Consider the following 23053-nt stretch of genomic DNA (forward strand, 5'->3'; position numbering starts at 1 on the left):
TATATAAAAAAATAAAAAATCAATTTTTTATTTTTAAAAAAATTTTATAAAAATATTATTTCCTTAAAATAAAAATTTTAAAAAAAAAATTAATGAAAAAAATATTACATATATTTTAAAATGTAAAATTTAAACAATTAAAAAAATAAATATTTTTTTTATAAAAATTTTAAAAAATCTATATTTATAAATAAAAAATTAATATATTAAGGACAAAAATTATGAATAAATCACAATTAATAGATATTATTTCAAAAAAATCATTAATTTCTAAAATAAAAGCAAAAAACATATTAGATATTATACTTTCTGAAATTACTAATTCTTTAAAAAAAGAAGAAAATGTTCAACTAGTTGGATTTGGAACATTTAAAATAAATAAAAGAGCAGCTAGAACTGGAAGAAATCCAAAAACTGGAAAAGAAATTCAAATATTAGCAACTAAAGTTCCTTCTTTTATTTCAGGAAAAACATTAAAAGAAGCAGTTAAATAAAACTTTCATAATATTTATAAAAATTAGTAGGGATTAAACCCTGCTAATAATAAAATTTTTAGAAAAATTTATTATATTATAAAAAAATAATATTTTAATAATTTTTATATATTTAATATAATAAAAAAATAAATTACTTTAATTATTTTTATAAAAATTTTAACAAAAGAACTTTACTAAAATTTACTTATTAATTATGAATTATTAATTAAAAAACGTATTTTTTAGTAGAAAAAACTAAATTTTTTTTATTCATTATTTTTTTACCTTAATCCATGTTCTTGTTTTTAATTTAAAATCTTAATTAATCCGTAATTTTTTTAAAGAAACAAATTCTATAGATAATTTAATTAATTTTAAAATATCATTTTTTGTTGGTATATTTAGAGAATAAATATCATAAAAACCAGGACCAATACTATTGGAACATTTATAATATTTAAAACGTTTTAATATTTCCATATTAGAACGAGTAGTTTTAATAATTATAAAATTAGAATCTAATTTAGAAATAGATTTTATTATATCATTAAATTCAAAATAACAAATATTTGCATGAATTTAAGTAGTATCTTTAACTGAAAAAACACTTAATTTAAAAGAATTTATAGCCTAAGAAAGATATTTTTTATCAATATTTCTTAAAAGTAAACCTTCTCTTAATTCTAGTTCATTTATTTATATTATATTAATATTATTTTTTTCTAAATCATTAATTTCATCTTTAAATGCTAAAACAATTTGATTTGAAATTTTTTTATATGATATATTTTCTCTTGAAAAAGAATACAATAATATTGTAACCAGACTTTAACATTCCTTTTACAGGATTTTTAATAAGCAATTTCGTATATTAATTTAATTTATAATTATTGGTTTTGTTCTAAAAATATCACTTAAAATAATAGGAGGTTTTAAACATCTTAATTCATAACTTTATCCTATCTATTATAAGTAAACAAAAAATCTATCTAAATTTTCTTAAAAATATTCTACCATATCATTACGTTCTAGTTCTTAATGAACTAAAACATCTATATCTAAATCTTCTTGATTTTTTATATTCTATTTAATAATTTTAAAAATTTTTAACTGATAATATCTTTTACTAATTTTTTTATTTTTAAAATTTAATTTTAAATTTCTTAATTTATTAGTTTAAGAAAAAGATCTAATAGTTGTAATAAGTAAAAATAGATAAAATTTAATTTTTTCTGTTATTTTTTAAAACGAATAAAATAAGTACTTTTTCTTTTATAATCTTTTTTAGAAATATCTAATAATTTTTTTGTACATTTTTATTTTTCATATTATTAGAATTATTTCTAGAATACAAAGGTAAAATCCATCATTCTAATAAATCTTTTTTATTTCTTTTTAATGCATCACTTAATAAAAATAATTCATCACATTTTTATTTAGCAAAAGAAAAATAACTTTTAAAATTAGGATTAAGTGTTTTTTTTTTATCCAAATATATAGGTTTATGTAATAAAGAACAAGAAGTTCTAATCTAAATTTTTTCTCTAGTTGATTTTAAACTTCTTAAAATATTATAATATTTTAATAAATCTATTTTTCAAATATTTTTTCTATTTATCATACCTAAAGATAAAAAAGATTTTTAAATAAATTTTTATTAAAATTTTTTAAATTATAATCTACAGATATTAAATCTATATGTAATCTATTTATAGAAAGATCGTTAATAAAATTTAAATTATGACTAACATTTCTAAAATAAGTTGTTAATAATAAATTAATTTTTCCTTGTAAATAATTATAAAAATATATAATTTTTTTTTATTCTTTAAATAAATCTAAATATAAAATAGGTTTTTTCTATTTAAACCCATTTAATTCTTTTCATATAAAAAGAATAAAGAATTTTTTAATATACTTTTAAAATTTTAAGTAATAACTTTAAACGATTAAAATTTAAAGAATTATTTTTTCCTAATTAAAAATATGAAAGCAGACTTAAAATAGAAGTTTAATTTTTTTTTAATTAATAAAGTTTCATAAATTTTATTTAATATTTTTTTCCATAAAAAAATTTAATATTTTCATTAAATTTTGGAACAATATAATTATAATTAGTATTAAACCATTTTGTAATTTCAAACAGATAAGTTAGTTTTTTATTAAAAGAAACCCCCCTTTTAAAAATATGAAATAAAGTATCTATATCAATTAAATTATTTAAATTTAAAAATCTTTTTAGAATATTTCCTAACATCATACTAGTAGTTAAAAAATAATAATACTAAAAAAAATCTTTTACTGATAAAAAATTTAAATATATTTTTTTTTATTTTTTTTTGTATAATAAAATTCTTTTTTTTTAATTTTTCTCCAACTAATAATAATTTTTTTTATATATTTTTCTAAACTAATAATTTTCTTATGCATATTTTAATTTTCTATTACTCCAAATTCTAGGAAATCCTAATATAATTTAATATATTCATAAATATTATCTTTTTTTTTTAAATTTAATAAAATTAAAATAAATTTATAAATTTTTTATTTTAATAAAATAAATATAATAATTTAAAAAAATTTTATATAAAAAATTTTAAAAAAATATTATTTTTTATTAAATTTTTTTATAGTTAAACGTAGTTTTTTCATAGCATTTTTTTCTAATTGTCGAACTCTTTCAGCAGATATCCCATAATTTTTAGCTATATTTTTAAGAGTTTTTTTTTTATTTTTATTTAACCATCTAGAACAAATAATATTTCTACTTCTTTCATCAAGATATGACAAAGCAACGTTTAATTTATTTTTTATATATTTTTTCCAATTATCATCTTCAATTACATTAGTAAAATTAGAAAATTTATCTTTTAAAAACGAAAGAGAATAAAAATTATTTTTTTCTTTATAATCATTATTATTAGAAGAATTGTCTAAAAAAACATCTTTAGCTGACATTCTTGATTCCATTTCAATAACATCTTTATTTTTCACTCCTAATTTTTTAGCTACATCTGAAATTTCTTTTTTATTAAACCAATCTAATTTTTTTTTAATTTTTTTTAAATTAAAAAATAATTTTTTTTGTGATTTAGTTGTAGCAACTTTAACAATTCTCCAATTTTTTAAAATATATTCATTAATTTCAGACTTAATCCAATATACAGAAAAAGAAACTAATCTTACTCCTAAATAAGGATTAAATTTTTTAACAGATTTCATTAAACCAATATTTCCTTCTTGTATTAAATCAGCTTCTGGCAATCCATATCCAGAATAATTTTTCGCTATATGTATTACAAAACGCAAATGAGATAATATTAAAATTTTAGCAGCCTTTAAATCTCCGTTATTAAAAAATTTTTTTGCTAACTTTTTTTCATCACTGGCTGATAAAATTTTTAAATAATTTGAAGATTTTAAAAAAGAACTAAAAACATTTAATGAACTAACTGAAGAATATTTTATTTTATTAATCATTTTTATTCCTATATTTAATAATAATAATTTATTAAATAAAATTTTTTAAAAATAAAATTATTATTAATTTAATACTATATTAAATTTTTTTTAAATTTATTAAAAAAATATCATATAAAATTTATTAAAATTTTTAAAAAAATATTTTTTTAAAAATTTAATATTTTATAATTATTAATTATTAAATATTGAATCAACAAAATCTTTTTTATTAAATAAATAAATATCATCTATAGATTCTCCTATAGTAATATATCGAATAGGAATAGAAAACTGATCTGTTATTGAAAAAATAATACCTCCTTTTGCTGTACCATCAAACTTAGTTAATATTAAACCCGTAATTCCTAAAAATTTATTAAATAATTCAGTTTGAACTAAAGCATTTTGACCAGTACAAGAATCAATAGTTAAAATTATTTCTGAAGGTCCAACTTTATTAATTTTTTTAATAACTGTAATAATTTTCTTTAATTCATTCATTAAATTTATTTTAGTATGTAATCTTCCAGCAGTATCAACAATTAAAACATCAAATTTTTTTGAAATAGCTTTATTAACAGCATCATAAACTACAGAAGCTGGATCAGAATTACATTTTTTATAAGTAATTGAAATATTATTTTGTATACATAATGTTTTAATTTGATCAATTGCAGCAGCTCTAAAAGTATCCGCTGCAGCTACTAAAACTTTTTTATTTTTCTTTTTATATAAATTAGCTAATTTAAAAACTGTGGTAGTTTTTCCAGATCCGTTTACTCCAACTAAAACAATAATTTTAGGACTTTTATTTGAAAAAACTGGTTTATTAACTTTATTTAAAATTTTATTCATTTCATTAATAATTGAATTATACACTAATTTTGAATTTTTTAATTCTTCTTTATTTAAATTTCTTATAGAATTTTCTAATATTTTTTCTGTAGTTTTAACATTTATATCACAAGATAATAATTTTGATTTAATTTTTTCTAAAAATTTTTTATTTAACTTTTTACTTGTAAAAAAATTATTAAAAATATTTTTTAAACTATCTTTAGTTTCTTTAAATTTTTTTTTGAAAAAATAAAAAAATTTATTTTTAAATATATTTTTTTTTTTTAAATTTAATTTTTTTTTATTTAACTTAGATAAATTTTTACTACAGATATCATTATTCTTAAATTCTTTTATTTTTTTTTTAGATATTTTTTTTTTTTTTTTAAAAATGTTAATTTTATCTAAAAAAGAAAAAAAAAAACTTTTTTTATTTTTTGACATATAATCCTTTTATAAAAAAATATTTTATATAATTATATTTATTATATCAAAATAAAATTATAAAATACTTTTAAAAAAAATGAAAAAAAAAAAAAGTTTTAAAAAAAATAGTTTAAATATTATTGGTGGTAAATTTAAAAGAAAAAAAATAAATATTAAACATTCAAATGAACTACGACCAACTAAAAATTTTATTCGAGAAACTTTATTTAATTGGTTAAAAAAATATATTTATAATTCAAAATGTTTAGACTGTTTTTCTGGAAGTGGAATTTTAGGAATAGAATCAATATCTAGAAATGCAAAATTAGTAACTGCATTAGAAATAAATAAAAAACATGTTCAATATATAAAAAAAAACTTAAAAAAATTAAAAATAAAAAAAATGAAAGTAATTCATGCAAATACAGTAAAATGGTTATATAAAAAAAAATTTCAATACGATATAATTTTTCTTGATCCTCCCTACAATAATAATTATTTGTTAAAAAAATCAATATTTTTATTAGAAAAAAAAAAATGGATAAAGAAAAATGGAATAATTTATATAGAAAAAAAAAGAAATAAAAAAAAAATAATTATTCCTAAAAATTGGATAATTAAAAAAAAAAAAAAAACAAAAAAAATAGAATATAAAATATATTTAAAAAAATAAAAAAAAGAAAAAATTTTAAAAATAAAAAGGATCTAAATATATGAATAATTCAATATATTTAATAAATCGAATAAAATCTATTATACCATCTCATGTTAAACCAAAATTTTTAAATGAAAAAGATTTACTAAATTGGAATAAAAAACAAGGTTATCTTTCTTCAAAATCAATATTAAGAAAAAATAAAGCATTAAAAATGCAAAAAATATTAAAAAATTCAGGAATTCAAAAACTATATATAAATTGTTCTTTTTCAAATTATAAAATCTCTAATCCAGGACAAGAAAAAGTATTAAATTCTTCAAAAAAATATGTAATTAATTTTGAAAAAGATTTTTCAAATTTTATATTTTCTGGAAATCCAGGAACTGGAAAAAATCATCTAGCTTCAGCTATAGGAAATTATTTAATTTTACATGGAAAAAAAATATTAATTATAACAATTGCTAATTTAATGTCCAAAATAAAAAATACATTTAATAAAAATAATGAATCTAGTGAATCTTTATTAATAGATAAAATCAGTAAAATAGATTTACTTATAATTGATGAAATTGGTATTCAAAAATCTTCAGAGTATGAAAAAATTATTATTCATCAAATTATAGATAGACGTTCAGCATCTAAAAAATCAACAGGTATGTTATCAAATTTAAATTATCAAAAATTACATGAATTATTAGGAGAAAGAATTATTGACAGGATGAAATTAGGAAATAGTATATGGTTGAATTTTTACTGGAAAAGTTATAGATCATATGTAAAAATAAAAAAATAAAAATATATTATTTTTTAATTAATTTAATTTTAATTTTCTATAATTTATTTAATTCTAGAAACATACTTACTAGTTCTAGTATCTACTTTAATAAGATCGTTATTTTTTATAAAATATGGAACTTTTACAGATATACCTGTATTTAAGATTGCTAATTTTATACTATTATTAATAGAATTTTTTTTAATTGATGGAGAAGTTTTAATAACAGTTAAATTAACAAAATTATCTACAGAAACTGAAATAACTTCCTTTTTCCATATTGTTAAAACACATTTACATTGAGGTATTAACCAAAATCTTGTATTTTTTAATAAATCTTTAGAAACAATAATTTCATTAAAATTAGTATTATCCATAAAATACCAAAAAGAATGATTGTTATATAAATATATTGCTTTTAAATCTTTAATTTCAGCTTTTTCTAAACGATCAGTAGATTTAAAAGTAGTTTCAACTATCTTTCCAGAAAGAAGACTTTTAAATTTTAAACGAGAAAAAGCTTGACCTTTTCCTGGTTTTACAAAAAAACTGCTTTTAATAATACATGGTTCTTTAAAAATAATTACTTTTAAACCAGGTTTAAACATATTTATTGAATAATTTTTTGACATATATTTGTTTTAATTTAATTAATAAAGAATTTTTTTAAAAATTTTTTCTTTCCCTTAATTAAAAATTTAAGGGAAAAAAATAAAAATATTTTAAAAATTATTAAATTTATAAAAAAATATTACTAATGATTTAAAAAATTACATCATCCCGTTCATTCCACCCATTCCACCTGAAGATGGAGAAGGCATATCAGAAGATTTATCTTCTTTAGGAGAATCAGTAACCATACATTCTGTAGTAATCATTAAACCTGCAACAGAAGCTGCATATTGAAGAGCTGATCGAGTTACTTTAGTAGGATCTAATATTCCAAAATTAATCATATCTCCATATTGATCAGTAGCTGCATTATATCCATAATTTCTTTTACCATCTTTTACATTATTTGTAACAACTGATGGTTCTTCTCCAGAATTTTCAACAATTTGACGCAAAGGAGCTTCCATAGATCTTAAAGCAACTCTAATTCCTACATTTTGATCTTCATTTTCTCCGATCATAGTAGATATTTTTGCTGCTACACGAACTAAAGCAACACCTCCTCCAGCAACAACTCCTTCTTCTACAGCTGCTCGAGTAGCATGTAAAGCGTCTTCTACACGTGCTTTTTTCTCTTTCATTTCAACTTCTGTAGCTGCTCCTACTTTTAATACAGCAACTCCACCAGATAATTTTGCTAATCTTTCATTTAATTTTTCTTTATCGTAATCTGAAGTTGAATCTATTATTTGTTGACGAATATTTAAAATTCGTTCTTTTATATCCGATTTTTTTCCTAAACCACCAATAATAGTTGTAGAATCTTTTGTAATAACCACTCTTTTAGCTTGACCTAAATCTTCTAAAGTAGTTTTTTCTAAATCCATAGCTAAATCTTCAGAAATAACTGTTCCAGAAGTTAATATTGAAATATCTTGTAGCATTGCTTTTCTTCTATCTCCAAAACCAGGAGCTTTAACTGCAGCAATTTTAACAATTCCTCTCATCGAATTTACAACAAGAGTTGCTAAAGCTTCACCTTCTAAATCTTCAGAAATAATTAATAAAGGTTTTCCTGATTTCGCAACTGCTTCTAATACAGGTAACAATTCTCTTATATTAGAAATTTTCTTATCTGCCATTAATATATAAGGATTATCTAATTCTACAATTCCTGTTTCAGTTTTATTAATAAAATAAGGAGACAAATAACCTCTATCAAATTGCATTCCTTTTACTACTTCTAATTCATCTTCTAAACCAGTACCTTCTTCTACAGTAATTACTCCATCATTTCCAACTTTTTCCATAGCTTCAGAAATTAAAGATCCTACTGTTTCATCAGCATTAGCTGAAATAGTTCCTACTTGAGTAATAGCTTTAGAATTTGAACATGGAACAGATAATTTTTTTAATTCTTTTACTGCTTGAATAACAGCTTTATCAATTCCTCTTTTTAAATCCATTGGATTCATTCCAGCTGCTACTGCTTTTAAACCTTCGTTCACAATTGACTGAGCTAGTAAAGTAGCTGTAGTAGTTCCATCTCCAGCAACATCATTTGCTTTTGATGCTACTTCTTTAACCATTTGTGCACCCATATTCTCAAATTTGTCTTCTAATTCTATTTCTCTTGCAACTGAAACTCCATCTTTTGTAATACTAGGTGCTCCAAAAGATTTATCTAAAACTACATTTCTCCCTTTTGGTCCTAAAGTTACTTTTACTGCATCTGCTAATATATTCACTCCACGAAGCATTTTTGTACGAGCTTCGTTACCAAATTTCACATCTTTAGCTGCCATTTTTTATTTCCTTAAATAATTTTTTTTTAATGAAAAAAATATTATGATTCTATTATTGCTAAAATATCACTTTCATTTAAAATTAAAACTTCTTCATTATTAATTTTTTCTATCTTAGCTCCATAACCTTCATTAAAAATAACTATATCGTTTACTTTTACATCTAATTTTTTTATTTTACCATTATCTAAAATTCTTCCATTACCTACAGCTAATACTTTTCCACGAGTAGATTTATTAGCTGCTGAACCAGTTAAAACAATTCCACCTGCAGATTTAGATTCTACTTCTTGGCGTTTTATAACAATACGATCATGTAAAGGGCGTATTTTCATTTTTTAAAATTTTCCTTTTAATACAAAATTATTCTTTAAAATTTTTATTTTTTAATAAATATATTTTTTTAAATATAAATATACATCTATTAATTAATATAGGGATGATAATTAAAACTTTCAAGGTCTAAAAAAAAATTGTATTTTTTTTAATTATTATTAAATAATTAATAAAAAATATTGACAAGATATTACATTTAATGTTTTACTATATTTTAAAAAGCCCGAATAGCTCAGTCGGTAGAGCAGGGGACTGAAAATCCCCGTGTCGGTGGTTCAATTCCGCCTTCGGGCATTTAAAATTTTAAAAAAAAAATTTTTTAAAATTATTTTCCAATACAAAAATTAGAAAAAATATCATTTAAAATATCATCAGAACTAATTAATCCAGTAATTTTGTTTAAATAATTTTGAGTATTTTTTAAAAAATACGCTAATATTTCATAATTCTCATTATCTTTCCATTCAGATTTTGCTAACAACATTTCATTTATTGCTAATTTTATTTCTTCTATATGTCTTTGTCTAGATATAAATACACTTTCGTTAGAGAAATTATTAAATTTTTTTAAAGTATTTTTAAAATATTTATAAAAAATATTTAAACCAATTTTTTTTTTTATTGAAAGATAAATCGAATCAATTTTATTAAATTGAGTAATTTTAGAATTTAAATTAGTTAAATCAATTTTATTTAAAATCAATAAAATATGTATTTTAGAAGAAATATTTTTTATAAAATTAAAAAAATCATTTAATTGTTCTTTTTTATTTTTATTAATATCTATTAAAAAAAATAATATATTAGCTTTATTTATTTCTTTTTTTGCTAAATTTATTCCAATTTTTTCTATTTTATCTTTAGTTTCCCGAAAACCTGCAGTATCAACTAATTTTATTAAATTTTTATTAAAATATATGTTATTTTTAATTAAATCTCTTGTAGTTCCTTTAATATTAGTAACAATAGAAGATTTTTTTTTAGATAATAAATTAAATAAACTTGATTTTCCTGAATTTGGAAATCCAGCAATTACTACTTTAATTCCCTCTTTTAATAAAATTCCATTATTTGAAATAAATAAAATATCTTTTAAATAAGAAATAATTTTTATAATTTTTTTTAAAACATTTTTTCTTATATTAATTTCTATATCTTCTTCAGAAAAATTTAATTTTGCTTCTAAAAAAACTCTAAATTTTTTTATTTTTGAAACTATTTTAAAAATATTTTTAGAAAAATCACCATTTAATGATTTTAAAGATGCTTTAACTGAAGCTTCAGAATTAGCATTAATTAAATCAGATATTGCTTCAGCTTGAATTAAATCTATTTTTTTATTTAAAAAAGCTCTTTTAGAAAATTCTCCAGGATTAGCTAATCTAATATTAGGTATTTTTAAAATTCTCTTTAATAATAAATTAGCTATAAAATTATTTCCATGTCCTTGTAATTCAAGAACATCTTCCCCTGTAAAAGATTTAGGAGAAGGATACCAAATTGCAATTCCTTGATCAAGAATTTCTTTATTAACATCTAAAAATTTTAAATAAGTAGCATATCTAGGTTTTAATAATTTTCCTAACACACATTTAGAAACTAAATAAGATTTTTTTCCAGAAATTCTTATAATATAAACTCCGCCAATTCCTGGAGGAGTAATTTGTGAAATGATTGTATCAAACATAAAATTTAAACATAAAAATTAACGGTATATTTTAATATATAATAAATTTTAAATATAATTTAAATATTTTTAATAAAAAATTTTTAAATTAATTCCTTGCAGTTTTATAAATAAATTTTTGTTGTATAATACTAATAATGTTGCTAACAATATAATATAAAACTAATCCGGAAGGAAAAAATAAAAAAAATGTTACAAATAATACTGGTATGATATAAGAAAATGCTTCTTGTATTTTTCCTATAATAGTTTCAACATCGTTATTTTCAGAAGAAATTTTATGCATAATAAAAACAGTAATTCCCATCAACAAAGGAAGAACATAAAACGGATCATAACTAGATAAATCATGTATCCAAAAAATAAAAGGGGAATGTCTTAATTCAATAGAATTAGAAAGCATATAATAAAAAGATAAAAAAATAGGCGTTTGAAAAATTAGAGCTAAAAATCCTGAAAAAGGACTAATATTTTCTTTTTTATAAAGTTCTAATATTTTTTTACTCATTTTCTCTTTATCATTTTTATATTTATTTTTTAAATATTCTAATTCTGGTTTTAAAGATTTTAATTTAGATACAGAAAAATATTGTGATTTACTTAATGGACTAAGTACTGTACGAATAACAATTGTTAAAAATATAATAGAAAAACCCCAATTTCCAATAATTTTATTTACAAAACTTAAAATTTTAAATAATGGTTGAGATAAAAACCAAAGACATCCATAATCTACAGTTAAATCTAAATTTGGAGCAATTTTAGACATTTCTTTTTGAATTTCTGGACCCATCCATAATACTGAATTAAATTCATAAGTTGAATATTTAGGTACCGAAACATTAGAAGTTCGATAACCAATAACTGCTGTATCAGAATTAACATTTTTTGTATAAAAAGTATTTATTCCAATATTTTGAGGAGGAATCCAAGCAGTAACAAAATATTTTTGTAACATAGCAATCCAACCAGAACTCGTCTCTTTAAATAAATTTCTTTTTTTAGAAATTGAATAAAAAGAATATTTTTTATATCTCATATCAAAAGCAGAATAAGCTGTTCCTCTATAAGACTTAGGAAAATTATTAAAAAAATTTTGTTCTTCAGGTGAAACAAAAGTTTGAATAATTTCTCCAAACATATTTAAAAAAATATTTTTTTTAGTTAAATTAATAATTTTATATTTTACTGAAACATCATATTTTCCACGAGTAAATGTAAATATTTTTTTATATTGAACTCCATCTTTTCCAATAAATTTTAATGGAACAATTAATTTTTCTTGATTTGGTAATAATTCATACAAATTTTTATCAGATTGAAATTTTAATATATAATTATCTTTTTTTCCATCATCATGTGTAACATCTATTAATCCACCATGAACATTATATACATAATCTTGAGAAGTTCTTAATAAAGGAAAATTTTCTGAAGAACCTTGCTTATTTTTATATTTTAATAAATCAACTACTTTAATATCCCCAGTACTTTTATCAATAATAATATTATAAACATCTGTTTTAATATTTATTGAATTTTTACTATTTTTATAATCTAAATTATTAAAATAATTATTTTCATGGGAATGAACAATAGAATCATTAAAATGAAAATAATTTTTATTATTCCAAGATTTCCATAAAAAAAAAGAAGCTAAAAAAAAAACAAAAATTAAAAAAATACGTTGAACAGACATTTTATATTCTCTTATAGTTTTATTTTGTTATTTAATTTTAAAAATTTAAAATAATAATACTATTTTTTTTTAAAATATTATATTTAAAATAGAGAAAAATTAGAAAAATATTTAATCTAATTTTAATCTATCATTAAACATAATTGCTTTAAAAATTTTTAAATTTTTTATTAAAAATAATATCTTGACCACAAATATTTTAAATTTCTTAAAAATATTCGATTTTCTAATCGAGAAAATTTTTTTTTAACAATTACAATGAAATCCATTAAAAGAAAATTTTCTTTATGTAAACGAAAAAATTCTCTAATCAATCTTTTTAAATAATTCCTTTGATAAGATTTTTTTACATCTTTTTTTTTAATTGAAATTCCTAATCTAGGATAATTAATATAATTTTTACAACCAAGTATAATAATCTTTTTAAATCGAACTTGATAAGAATTTTTAAAAACATTTTTATATTGTAAAGAAGTTAATAACTTTAACTTTTTTTTAAAAGAAAATTTTATTATCATAAACACAATTTAAATTATTTAGAAGAAATAGTTAAAAAAAAACGAGATTTAGATCTTCTACGAGATAAAATATGTCGTCCATTTTTAGTAGACATTCTTGATCGAAATCCATGCATACGATTTCTTTTTAAAACTGAAGGTTGAAAAGTTCTTTTCATAATAGAAAAAACCTAAAAAATTAATAAATTTTAAATACATTTAAAAGTTAATAATAATTTTTTTATATTAAAAAAATTTATTAAAAAAAATTTTATAAATTATAATTTAACAAAATTTTATATTTTGATCTATAAATAATATAAAATATGTTAAAAAAAATTAATACGTTTAATAATAAAATATATTTTTATTATCTATGGAGTATAATTAAATGTTTATTTTAGCATGGAAAAAATGTCTTTGTTATTTTAAACAAAAATTGTCAACTAATGAATTTAATATGTGGATATTTCCATTAAAACTAAAAATAAAAAAAAACCAATTAACTCTTTATACACCTAACAAATTTTTTTTAGACTGGATTAAAGAAAAATATTTTATTAAAATTTACAATTTAATTAAAAAATATTCTAATTATAAAAAAATTCATTTAAAACTAGCTATAAAAAAAAAAATAAGAATTATATGTAAATATTCTAAAAAAAAAAATATTAAAAAAAATCTTTTAAAAAATAAAAATTTATTTTCTAATAAAAATCAAAAATATACTTTTAAAAACTTTATTATCGGTAATGAAAATAAATTAGTATATAATATCGCTTATAATATTTCAAAAAATTTAGGAAAAAAATATAATCCGTTATTTATATACGGAAAAACAGGATCAGGAAAAACACATTTAATTTATGCAATAAGAAATTCTCTCTTAAAAAAAAATAAATTTAAAATAATTATTATAAATTCAGAAAATTTTGTTCAAAAAATGGTAAATTCAATTAAACAAAATTGTATTGAAGAATTTAAAAAAAAATATCGATCTACACAAATTTTAATTATAGATGATATTCAATTTTTTTCAAATAAAAAAAGATCACAAGAAGAACTTTTTCATACATTAAATCATTTAATAGAAAATAAAAAACAAGTTATATTTACTGCAAATTGTTATCCAACAAAAATAAAAAATATTCAAAAAAGATTACAATCAAGATTAGATGGAGGTTTAAGTATTTGTATTAATTCTTTAAAAAAAAAAACAAAAAAAAAGATTTTAGAAAAAAAATTAAAAGAAAAAAAAATATATTTAAATAAAAAAATAAAAAAGTTTTTAATAAAAAATTTAAATTCTAATATAAGAGAAATGGATGGTGTATTAAATAAAATAAAAGCTAACATAGATTTATATAAAAAAAATTTTTTATTAAAAGATATAAAAAATATTTTAAAAGATTATTTATTTTTTAAAAAAAAAAAAATAACTATAAAAAAAATTCAAAAAATTGTATCAAAATATTACAAAATTAAAAAATCTGATTTAATTTCAAAAAAAAAATTTCATTCACTTGTTTTACCTAGACAAATAGCTATAAGTATAACTAGAGAAATTACTAAACATAGTTTAAAAGAAATTAGTTATGCATTTAATAAAAAACAACATACAACTATTTTATATTCATGTAAAAAAATAAAAAAACTATGTAAAAAAAATCTTTTTGTTAAAAAAGATTATTTATATTTAATTAAAAAAATATCTCTATAAAAATTATGAAATTTACTATTGAAAAAAAAAAAATTATTAAACCATTACAAAAAATTAATTCATTAATAACTAAAAAAAGTTCTAATGAAATTTTAGGAAATATCTTAATAGAAGTAAATAAAAAAAATATTTTAATCACTGCTACAAATACAGAAATTGAATTAATTTATAAAATTTCTAATAAATATAAATACATAAAAGGAAAAATTACTGTATCAGGAAAAAAAATATTAGAAATATTTCGAATAATTTCTGATACTTTATTAATTAAAATTAAATTAATTAAAAAAAAATTATATATTTTTGCAAAAAATAGTAAATTTTATTTATTAACTATTTCAGCAAAAAAATTTCCATATTTTAAAAAAAATAAAAATCTTATAAAATTTTATATAAATCAAAATATTTTAAAAAATATGCTAAAATACACTTTTTTTTCAATGCCTATTAATGATGTAAGACCTTATCTTAATGGAACTTTTTTAGAATTTAAAAAAAACTACATTCGATCTATAGCAACTAATGGACATAGAATGTCTATTTTTAAAAAAAAAAAAAAAAATAATTTTCCAATATTTTCTATAATTCTACCAAGAAAATCAACTATTGAATTAAATAAACTATTAAAAAACAAAAAAAAACCAATAAAAATTTTGTTTAATAAAAAAATTATTCAAATTTATTTTAAAAAAAATATTTTTACTTCAAAATTAGTAAACAGCCAATTTCCAAAATTAGATCATATTTTAATTCAAAAAAAAAAATATATTATTAAAATAAATAAAAATAAATTTAAAAAAGCTTTATCTCATGTTTCCATTTTAGTACATGAACAAATTAAAGGAATATACTTAAAATTTAAAAAAAATTTATGTATTATCACTTCTAGTAATCATGAAGAAAAAGCTCAATATAAATTTCAAATAAAATATAACTACTCTAAAAAAATAAAATTATCTGTTAACATAAATTATTTATTAGATGTATTAAATGTATTAAAGTATAATTTTATTTATTTAATTTTAGACGAAAACGTTCAATGTTTACAAATTGAAGTAAAAGAAAAAAAAGAACTTAAATATATTATTTTACCTTTATATATCTAATCGAAATTAAAAATAATAATATTATATAAAAATTTTTTATATTTAAGATAAATTATAAAAATTTATAACAGAGCAAAAATGAAAAACAATTATACTTCATCAAACATAAAAATATTAAAAGGTTTAGAAGCAGTAAAAAGACGTCCAGGAATGTATATAGGAGACACAGATGATGGAACAGGATTACATCATATGGTTTTTGAAGTTGTAGATAATTCTATAGATGAAGCATTAGCTGGATATTGTAATAAAATTATTGTATCTATGTATAAAGATAATTCTATTTCAGTAGAAGATAATGGAAGAGGTATACCTGTAGATATACATTCAGAAGAAGGAATACCTGCATCTGAAGTAATTATGACAATGCTTCATGCAGGAGGAAAATTTGATGATAATTCTTATAAAATTTCTGGAGGTTTACATGGAGTAGGAATATCTGTAGTAAACGCATTATCTTCGAAATTAGAATTAAAAATTTATAGAAATAAAAAAATATATCAACAATTATATTCAAATGGATACAAAAAAAGTAATTTATTAATAATTGGTAAAAGTAAAAATACAGGAACTAAAATAAGATTTTGGCCAAACTGTAAAATATTTAATAACATTATAAAATTTGAATATAATATTATTTCAAATAGATTAAAAGAATTATCTTTTTTAAATCCAAATATTTCTATTTATTTAATAAATAAAATAAATAAAACTAAAAAAAAATATTATCATCAAGGAGGAATAAAAGAATTTATAAAACATATAAATAAGAAAAATAAATTTATACATTTAAAATATTTTTATTTTTATGCTAAAAAAAATAACATCACAATTGAATTAGCAATGAAATGGAATAATTCTTTAAAAGAGAAAATATTATGTTATACAAATAATATTCCTCAAAAAGAAGGAGGAAGTCATTTATCAGGATTTAAATCAGCATTAACTCGAACTATAAATAATTATATTGAAAAAGAATCTTATAATAAAAGAAATAAAATAAATATTATAGGGGATGATGTTAGAGAAGGATTAATTGCTGTTGTTTCTATAAAAATTAATGACCCTAAATTTTCTTCACAAACAAAAGAAAAACTCGTATCATCTGAAGTAAAATCAGTAATTGAATCATTAATACATGAACATTTAATTAATTTTTTATTAGAAAATCCAAATGATACGAAAATAATAATTAATAAAATTATAGAATCTGCTACTGCAAGAGAAGCAGCTAAAAAAGCAAGAGAAATAACTAAAAAAAAAAGTGCTTTAGAATTATCTGGTTTACCTGGAAAACTTTCAGATTGTCAAGAAAAAAATCCAATATTTTCTGAAATTTATTTAGTAGAAGGAGATTCAGCAGGAGGATCTGCAAAACAAGGAAGAAATAGAAAAAATCAAGCTATTTTACCATTAAAAGGTAAAATATTAAACGTAGAAAAATCTACTTTTGAAAAAATGCTTTCTTCACAAGAAGTAACATCAATTATTACAGCTTTAGGATGTGGTATAGGAAAAGAAAACTATGATTTAAAAAAACTTCGATATCACAGTATTATTATTATGACAGATGCAGATATAGATGGATCACATATAAGAACTTTATTATTAACTTTTTTTTATAGATATATGCCAGAAATAATTAAAAAAGGATATGTTTATATTGCTCAACCTCCACTTTATAAAATAAAAAAAGGGAAAAAAGAGAAATATATAAAAAATTATATTTCTATGAAAAAATATCAAACAAAATACGCATTACAAGATATAAAAATAATAAGTAAAAAAAAGAAATATAATTATAAAAATAAAGAAAAATTTAAAAATATAATATATGAATATTTAAAACTAAAAAATCTTATTAAAAAAAAATATTCTGAATTATTTTTAAAAATTTTTTATAAATTAATAATAAGTAAAATAATAAAAAATTTAAAAAACAAAGAAAAAATAAAATTTTGGACAATAAAACTTATTTCAAAATTAAATAAAAAATATAAAAATAATTTAATATATTCTTACAAAATTAAAAAAAATAAAAATTTAAAATATTTTGATATTTATATATTAAAAAAAATACATGGAAATAAAAAAAAATATTGTATTAAATATAAATTTTTTCAAAGTAAAATTTATAAAAAAATTTGTTATATTTATAAAAATTTTCAATATTTTTTAAATAATAAAACATATGTTATACAAAAAAATAACAAAAAAAAAGTAAAAAACATAAAAAAAATTATTATTTGGATAATAAAAAAATCAAAAAAATCTACAATACAAAGATATAAAGGATTAGGTGAAATGAACCCTTCTCAATTATGGAAAACAACGATGAATCCTAAAACAAGAAGAATGTTACAGGTTAAAATTAAAGATGCATATCAAGCAGATAAAATGTTTAGTATTCTAATGGGAGATTCAGTAGAACCAAGAAAAAAATTTATTCAAAATAATGCACTAAAAGCAGAAAATATAGATTTTTAATAAATTTTAAAAATATTAAAAAATAATGCCATTTATAAAAAAATAGCGGCAGAAAATATATTACACTGCCGCTAAAAAACCTTAATAAATTTATTAATTTCATATTTTTTTAAAAATTATATTTTTTATTTTTTTTTAATTTATTAATAAATTGTATTTTACTTATAACATCCTTATATTTTTTATTAATTTTTTTTAATTTATTAACATCATAAATTCTATTACATTTTTTTTTCAAATATGTTTTTTTATTCATTAACATTTTTTTATCTAATTTTTTAATATCTATAAAAAAATCAGCTATTATATTAATAATATTATATTTTATTTCTAAAATACCTTTAGAAATATAAATATTTTTTTTAAAATTATTATTTTTAATAATATTTATTAAACCAGATTTTAAAAAAGTTAATAATGGAGTATGATTTATATAAATACTTAAATAACCTTTTAATCCAGGAACTTTTACACTTTTAATATCTTTAAAAAAAATATAATTCTTCAAAGATACAATATTTAAATTTAAACCCATAAAAAATATCCTAAATTATTTAATTATTAACATTTATTTTCTTTCAAAATTTTTTATAACATCTTGAATAGAACCAACCATATAAAAAAATTTTTCAGGTATATGATCATAATCTCCATTTAAAATACCTTTAAAACCAAAAATAGTTTCTTTTAAAGAAACATACTTTCCAGAAAAACCAGTGAAAACTTCTGCAACAAAAAAAGGTTGAGATAAAAATTTTTGGATTTTTCTAGCTCTTAAAACTATTAATTTATCATTTTCAGATAATTCATCCATACCTAATATAGAAATAATATCTTTTAATTCTTCATATTTTTGCAAAATAAATTTTATTTTTTGAGAAACTTCATAATGTTCTTTTCCTACAATATTAGAATTTAAATTACTACTAGTAGAATTTAAAGGATCTATTGCAGGATAAATACCTAAAGATGAAATACTTCTACTTAATGTAATAGTTGAATCTAAATGTGAAAAAGTTGCGACTGGAGAAGGATCAGTAAAATCATCTGCAGGAACATAAACTGCTTGAACAGAGGTAATAGATCCAGTTCTAGTAGATGCAATACGTTCTTGTAAAAATCCTATTTCTTCAGATAAAGTAGGTTGATATCCTACTGCAGAAGGTACTCTTCCTAATAATGAAGATACTTCTGTTCCGGCTAATATATATCGATATATATTATCAATAAAAAAAAGAACATCTTTTCCTTCATCTCGAAATTTTTCTGCTAAAGTTAATCCAGTATATGCAACTCTAAATCGATTTCCAGGAGATTCATTCATTTGTCCATAAACTAATGAAACTTTATCTAATACTTTTGAATATCTCATTTCATGATAAAAATCATTTCCTTCTCTTACTCTTTCACCTACTCCAGTAAAAACAGAATATCCTGAATGCTTAACAGCAATATTTCTGATTAATTCCATCATATTTACTGTTTTTCCTACTCCAGCTCCACCAAATAAACCAATTTTTCCTCCTTTTGAAAAAGGACAAATCAAATCAATTACTTTAATTCCAGTTTCTAAAATTTCATGATTATTAGATTGTTCTGTATATAAAGGGGGTGATTGATAAATTTCTCGATATTCTTTATTTAATAAATTTTTTTTATTAAATATTGGACCTTTATTATCAATAGGTTTACCTAAAACATTAATAATTCTTCCTAAAGTACACTTTCCTACTGGAACTTTAATACAATGTTTTAAATTATTAACTAACATCCCTCTTTTTATGCCATCAGAAGAACCCATAGCAATTGAACGAACCACTCCTGATCCTAAATGTTGTTGTACTTCTAAAATTAACGATTTATTTTTATTTTTAACTTTTAATATATGATAAATTTTAGGCAAATTTCCTTTAGGAAAACTTACATCAATAATAGGACCAATAATTTGAACAATTTTCCCAGAAAACATATTTATATACCTTAATTTAAATTTTTTTTAATCCATTAAAACTGCAGATGCCCCTGAAATTATTTCAATTAATTCCTGAGTAATATTATATTGTCTTGCTTTATTATAAGTAAATTTCAATTCCTTAACTATATTAGAACTACTTTCTGTAGCATTTTTCATAACTAACATTCGAGAAGAATTCTCACATATTAAATTTTCTAAAATACAATTATATAATTTCATTTTAAAAAATTTATATAAAATTTTTTTATGTAATAAATATGAATTAGATTCATAAATATAATCCCAACTTTTAAAAAATTTTTTAGAATTTTTTTTAAAACATTCAAAAGGTAATAATTTTTCTATTGTTGGTAAATAATTTGTTTTATTTTTAAATTTATTAAAAATTATAAATATTTCATTAATTTTATTTAATTGATATTTTTTTAATAAATTTTTTGAAAATTCAAAAACATTTGTAATATTAAAATTTTTATAAAAAATAGTATTAAAAATTGAAATATTTTTTTTAAATGTTTTTAAAAAAATTTTATTTTTTTTTCCTAATATAATTATTTCAAATTGAGTTTTTTTTTTAACAAAATTATTAAAATAATAAAAAAATTTCTTAAACAAATTTCCATTTAAAGATCCACATAATCCTTTAGTTGACAAAATTATAATAAATAAAATTTTATTAATATTTTTTTTAACAAAAAAAATGTTTTTTTCTTTTTTTATTTGAGACAAAAAAAATAAATTTTTAACAACTTTTGTTAAAATATTTAAAAAAGGAGTTATTTTTTCTGATTCTAATTGTAATTTTTTTATTTTAATAATTGAAATCATTTCCATAGCTTGAGTAATTTTTTTAGTACTCTGAATACTATTTATTTTATCTTTTATTTCTTTTTTATTAATCATAAATAAAACCCTTAAAAAATAAAATATAATTATAAATTAAAATTAATTTAATAATAAATTTTTTGAAATAAATTTATTAAATTATATAATTTTTTTTTTATTTTTAAATTATACTTCCCAAATCTATTAATATTATTTAATAAAGAAAAATGTTTTTTTTTAGCATAAACAAGAATATTTTTTCGAAAAGAATTTAATTCTTTAAAAGAAATATTATTAATAATTTTTTTTGTAATTAAAAATAATAAAATCGATTGTTCTCCGATAGAATAGGGTTTATATTGTTTTTGTTTTAATAATTCAATAATTTTTTTACCAAAATTTAACTGATTTTTTGTATTAATATCTAAATCTGAAGAAAATTTAGAAAATGACTTCAATTCTTGATATTGAGCTAAAGAAGTTCTAATTCCAGAAGATAATTTTTTAATTATTTCGCTTTGTGCTGAACTTCCTATACGAGAAACAGAAACTCCTAAATTAATTGCTGGACGTATACCTGAATAAAACAAATTAGATTCTAGAAATAATTGACCATCTGTAATAGAAATAATATTTGTTGGAATAAATGCAGAAATATCTCCTAATTGAGTTTCTACAATAGGAAGAGCCGTTAAAGAACCAAATTTATTTTTTATTACTCCATTAGTTTTCTTAAAAATATATTCTTTATTTACTTTAGATGATCTTTCTAATAATCTAGAATGTAAATAAAATATATCCCCAGGAAAAGCTTCTCTTCCAGGAGGTCTTCTTAACAAAAGAGAAATTTGACGATATGATATAGCATGTTTAGATAAATCATCATAAATAATTAAAGCATCTTCTCCTTTATTACGAAAATATTCACCTAAAGAACAACCAGAATAAGGAGAAATATATTGTAAAGACGCAGATTCAGAAGCAGAAGCAACAACAACAATAGTATTATTTAAAGCATTATAATTATCTAAAGCTTGAACAATATTGTATATAGTAGATAATTTTTGACCAATAGCAACATAAATAGATTTTACACCTAAATTTTTTTGATTAATGATAATATCAATAGCAAGAGAAGTTTTCCCTGTTTTACGATCTCCAATAATTAATTCTCTTTGTCCTTTTCCAATAGGAATCATTGAATCAACAGATATATAACCTGTTTGAATAGGCTCATTAACAGTTTCACGATCTATAACTTTAGGAGCTGAATTTTCTATAGGTAAATAACCATCATTAGAAATAGAACCTTTACCATCAATTGGAACACCAAGAGCATTAACAACACGTCCTAAAAAATTATTTCCTACTGGAATTTCTAAAACTTTTCCTGTACATCTAACTTTCATTCCTTCATAAATATCATCATAAGGACCTAAAACAACAGCTCCTAAAATATCTTTTTCTAAATTTAAAGCAATAGCATATTTATTTTTAGATAAAAGTAACATTTCTCCTTGCATAGCATTATATAATCCATAAACTCTAATAATACCATCCATTACAGAAATAACTTTTCCTTCACTATATATACGTTTATTAACTTTAAAATCCAAAATTCTTTCTTTTATTATATTACTAATTTCTACAGAATTTATCTGCATTATTAT

Annotated in this window: 20 protein-coding genes, 1 tRNA gene and 2 pseudogenes; 7 read left to right on the plus strand and 16 right to left on the minus strand. The window is 18.9% G+C overall.

Going from position 1 to position 23053, the window contains the following annotated elements:
• Positions 1-221 precede the first annotated feature (221 nt).
• Positions 222-494, plus strand: coding sequence for an HU family DNA-binding protein (locus M5J13_RS00405; protein WP_252837356.1), 273 nt, complete (start codon positions 222-224; stop codon positions 492-494).
• 300 nt (positions 495-794) lie between these two features.
• On the opposite strand, the pseudogene M5J13_RS00410 reads toward M5J13_RS00405, so the two are convergent.
• The 5 genes and pseudogenes from M5J13_RS00410 to ftsY form a co-directional block, all read right to left on the minus strand.
• Positions 795-1286 (minus strand): annotated as a pseudogene (locus tag M5J13_RS00410) (hypothetical protein).
• 813 nt (positions 1287-2099) lie between these two features.
• Positions 2100-2291, minus strand: a complete 192-nt coding sequence (locus M5J13_RS02265; protein WP_354667637.1) for a hypothetical protein — start codon at positions 2289-2291, stop codon at positions 2100-2102.
• A 235-nt stretch (positions 2292-2526) separates the two neighbouring features.
• Positions 2527-2742 (minus strand): annotated as a pseudogene (locus tag M5J13_RS00415) (hypothetical protein); the annotation flags it as partial.
• 341 nt (positions 2743-3083) lie between these two features.
• Entirely contained in the window at positions 3084-3956 is an 873-nt protein-coding gene (gene rpoH / locus M5J13_RS00420; RefSeq protein ID WP_252837358.1) for an RNA polymerase sigma factor RpoH, read from the minus strand.
• A 174-nt stretch (positions 3957-4130) separates the two neighbouring features.
• On the minus strand, positions 4131-5219 hold the full coding sequence (ftsY, locus tag M5J13_RS00425) for a signal recognition particle-docking protein FtsY (RefSeq protein ID WP_252837359.1): 1089 nt from the start codon (positions 5217-5219) through the stop codon (positions 4131-4133).
• Between the two features lie 79 nt (positions 5220-5298).
• Here ftsY and rsmD point away from each other — a divergent pair, with 79 nt between their 5' ends.
• Both rsmD and M5J13_RS00435 read left to right on the plus strand, forming a co-directional pair.
• A complete protein-coding gene (rsmD, locus tag M5J13_RS00430) occupies positions 5299-5874 on the plus strand; it encodes a 16S rRNA (guanine(966)-N(2))-methyltransferase RsmD (RefSeq protein ID WP_252837360.1) in 576 nt (191 codons plus the stop codon).
• Between the two features lie 40 nt (positions 5875-5914).
• A complete protein-coding gene (locus M5J13_RS00435) occupies positions 5915-6652 on the plus strand; it encodes an ATP-binding protein (RefSeq protein ID WP_252837361.1) in 738 nt (245 codons plus the stop codon).
• A 44-nt stretch (positions 6653-6696) separates the two neighbouring features.
• Here the strand turns inward: M5J13_RS00435 and efp are convergent, their stop codons facing one another.
• The 3 genes from efp to M5J13_RS00450 all read right to left on the minus strand — a co-directional run bounded on the left by efp (position 6697) and on the right by M5J13_RS00450 (position 9386).
• On the minus strand, positions 6697-7266 hold the full coding sequence (gene efp / locus M5J13_RS00440) for an elongation factor P (protein WP_252837362.1): 570 nt from the start codon (positions 7264-7266) through the stop codon (positions 6697-6699).
• Positions 7267-7404: 138 nt separating this feature from the next.
• On the minus strand, positions 7405-9051 hold the full coding sequence (groL, locus tag M5J13_RS00445; protein ID WP_252837363.1) for a chaperonin GroEL: 1647 nt from the start codon (positions 9049-9051) through the stop codon (positions 7405-7407).
• Positions 9052-9092: 41 nt separating this feature from the next.
• Complete coding sequence (locus M5J13_RS00450; RefSeq protein WP_252837364.1) at positions 9093-9386, minus strand: co-chaperone GroES; 294 nt, start codon at positions 9384-9386, stop codon at positions 9093-9095.
• 222 nt (positions 9387-9608) lie between these two features.
• Here M5J13_RS00450 and M5J13_RS00455 point away from each other — a divergent pair.
• Positions 9609-9681: transfer RNA gene (locus M5J13_RS00455), tRNA-Phe, on the plus strand.
• A 31-nt stretch (positions 9682-9712) separates the two neighbouring features.
• Here the strand turns inward: M5J13_RS00455 and mnmE are convergent.
• The 4 genes from mnmE to rpmH form a co-directional block, all read right to left on the minus strand.
• Positions 9713-11074, minus strand: a complete 1362-nt coding sequence (mnmE, locus tag M5J13_RS00460) for a tRNA uridine-5-carboxymethylaminomethyl(34) synthesis GTPase MnmE (RefSeq protein WP_252837365.1) — start codon at positions 11072-11074, stop codon at positions 9713-9715.
• Between the two features lie 88 nt (positions 11075-11162).
• Positions 11163-12773, minus strand: coding sequence for a membrane protein insertase YidC (gene yidC, locus M5J13_RS00465; protein ID WP_252837366.1), 1611 nt, complete (start codon positions 12771-12773; stop codon positions 11163-11165).
• Positions 12774-12943: 170 nt separating this feature from the next.
• On the minus strand, positions 12944-13291 hold the full coding sequence (rnpA, locus tag M5J13_RS00470; protein WP_252837367.1) for a ribonuclease P protein component: 348 nt from the start codon (positions 13289-13291) through the stop codon (positions 12944-12946).
• A gap of 14 nt (positions 13292-13305) precedes the next feature.
• Entirely contained in the window at positions 13306-13449 is a 144-nt protein-coding gene (rpmH, locus tag M5J13_RS00475; protein WP_252837368.1) for a 50S ribosomal protein L34, read from the minus strand.
• Between the two features lie 212 nt (positions 13450-13661).
• Between rpmH and dnaA the strand changes: the two genes are divergently transcribed.
• From dnaA to gyrB, 3 genes are all read left to right on the plus strand, one after another.
• Positions 13662-14990 carry a chromosomal replication initiator protein DnaA gene (gene dnaA, locus M5J13_RS00480; RefSeq protein ID WP_252837369.1) on the plus strand — a complete coding sequence of 443 codons (1329 nt, stop codon included), beginning with the start codon at positions 13662-13664 and terminating at the stop codon, positions 14988-14990.
• A gap of 5 nt (positions 14991-14995) precedes the next feature.
• Positions 14996-16096, plus strand: a complete 1101-nt coding sequence (dnaN, locus tag M5J13_RS00485; protein WP_252837370.1) for a DNA polymerase III subunit beta — start codon at positions 14996-14998, stop codon at positions 16094-16096.
• A gap of 78 nt (positions 16097-16174) precedes the next feature.
• Positions 16175-18583, plus strand: coding sequence for a DNA topoisomerase (ATP-hydrolyzing) subunit B (gene gyrB / locus M5J13_RS00490; protein ID WP_252837371.1), 2409 nt, complete (start codon positions 16175-16177; stop codon positions 18581-18583).
• Positions 18584-18692: 109 nt separating this feature from the next.
• On the opposite strand, the gene atpC is transcribed toward gyrB, so the two are convergent.
• From atpC to atpA, 4 genes are read right to left on the minus strand one after another with little or no spacing between them, the layout of a single operon-like run.
• Positions 18693-19118: an ATP synthase F1 subunit epsilon gene (gene atpC, locus M5J13_RS00495; RefSeq protein ID WP_252837372.1), complete on the minus strand. Its 426-nt coding sequence runs from the start codon at positions 19116-19118 to the stop codon at positions 18693-18695.
• 33 nt (positions 19119-19151) lie between these two features.
• On the minus strand, positions 19152-20552 hold the full coding sequence (gene atpD / locus M5J13_RS00500; protein WP_252837373.1) for a F0F1 ATP synthase subunit beta: 1401 nt from the start codon (positions 20550-20552) through the stop codon (positions 19152-19154).
• 27 nt (positions 20553-20579) lie between these two features.
• A complete protein-coding gene (gene atpG / locus M5J13_RS00505; RefSeq protein WP_252837374.1) occupies positions 20580-21461 on the minus strand; it encodes an ATP synthase F1 subunit gamma in 882 nt (293 codons plus the stop codon).
• 47 nt (positions 21462-21508) lie between these two features.
• Positions 21509-23047 (minus strand): F0F1 ATP synthase subunit alpha, encoded by a 1539-nt coding sequence (gene atpA / locus M5J13_RS00510; protein WP_252837375.1) that lies wholly within the window; start codon positions 23045-23047, stop codon positions 21509-21511.
• Positions 23048-23053 lie beyond the last annotated feature (6 nt).

The organism is Buchnera aphidicola (Periphyllus lyropictus), from assembly GCF_024029895.1.
Classification (GTDB): Bacteria; Pseudomonadota; Gammaproteobacteria; order Enterobacterales; family Enterobacteriaceae; genus Buchnera_J; species Buchnera_J aphidicola_BA.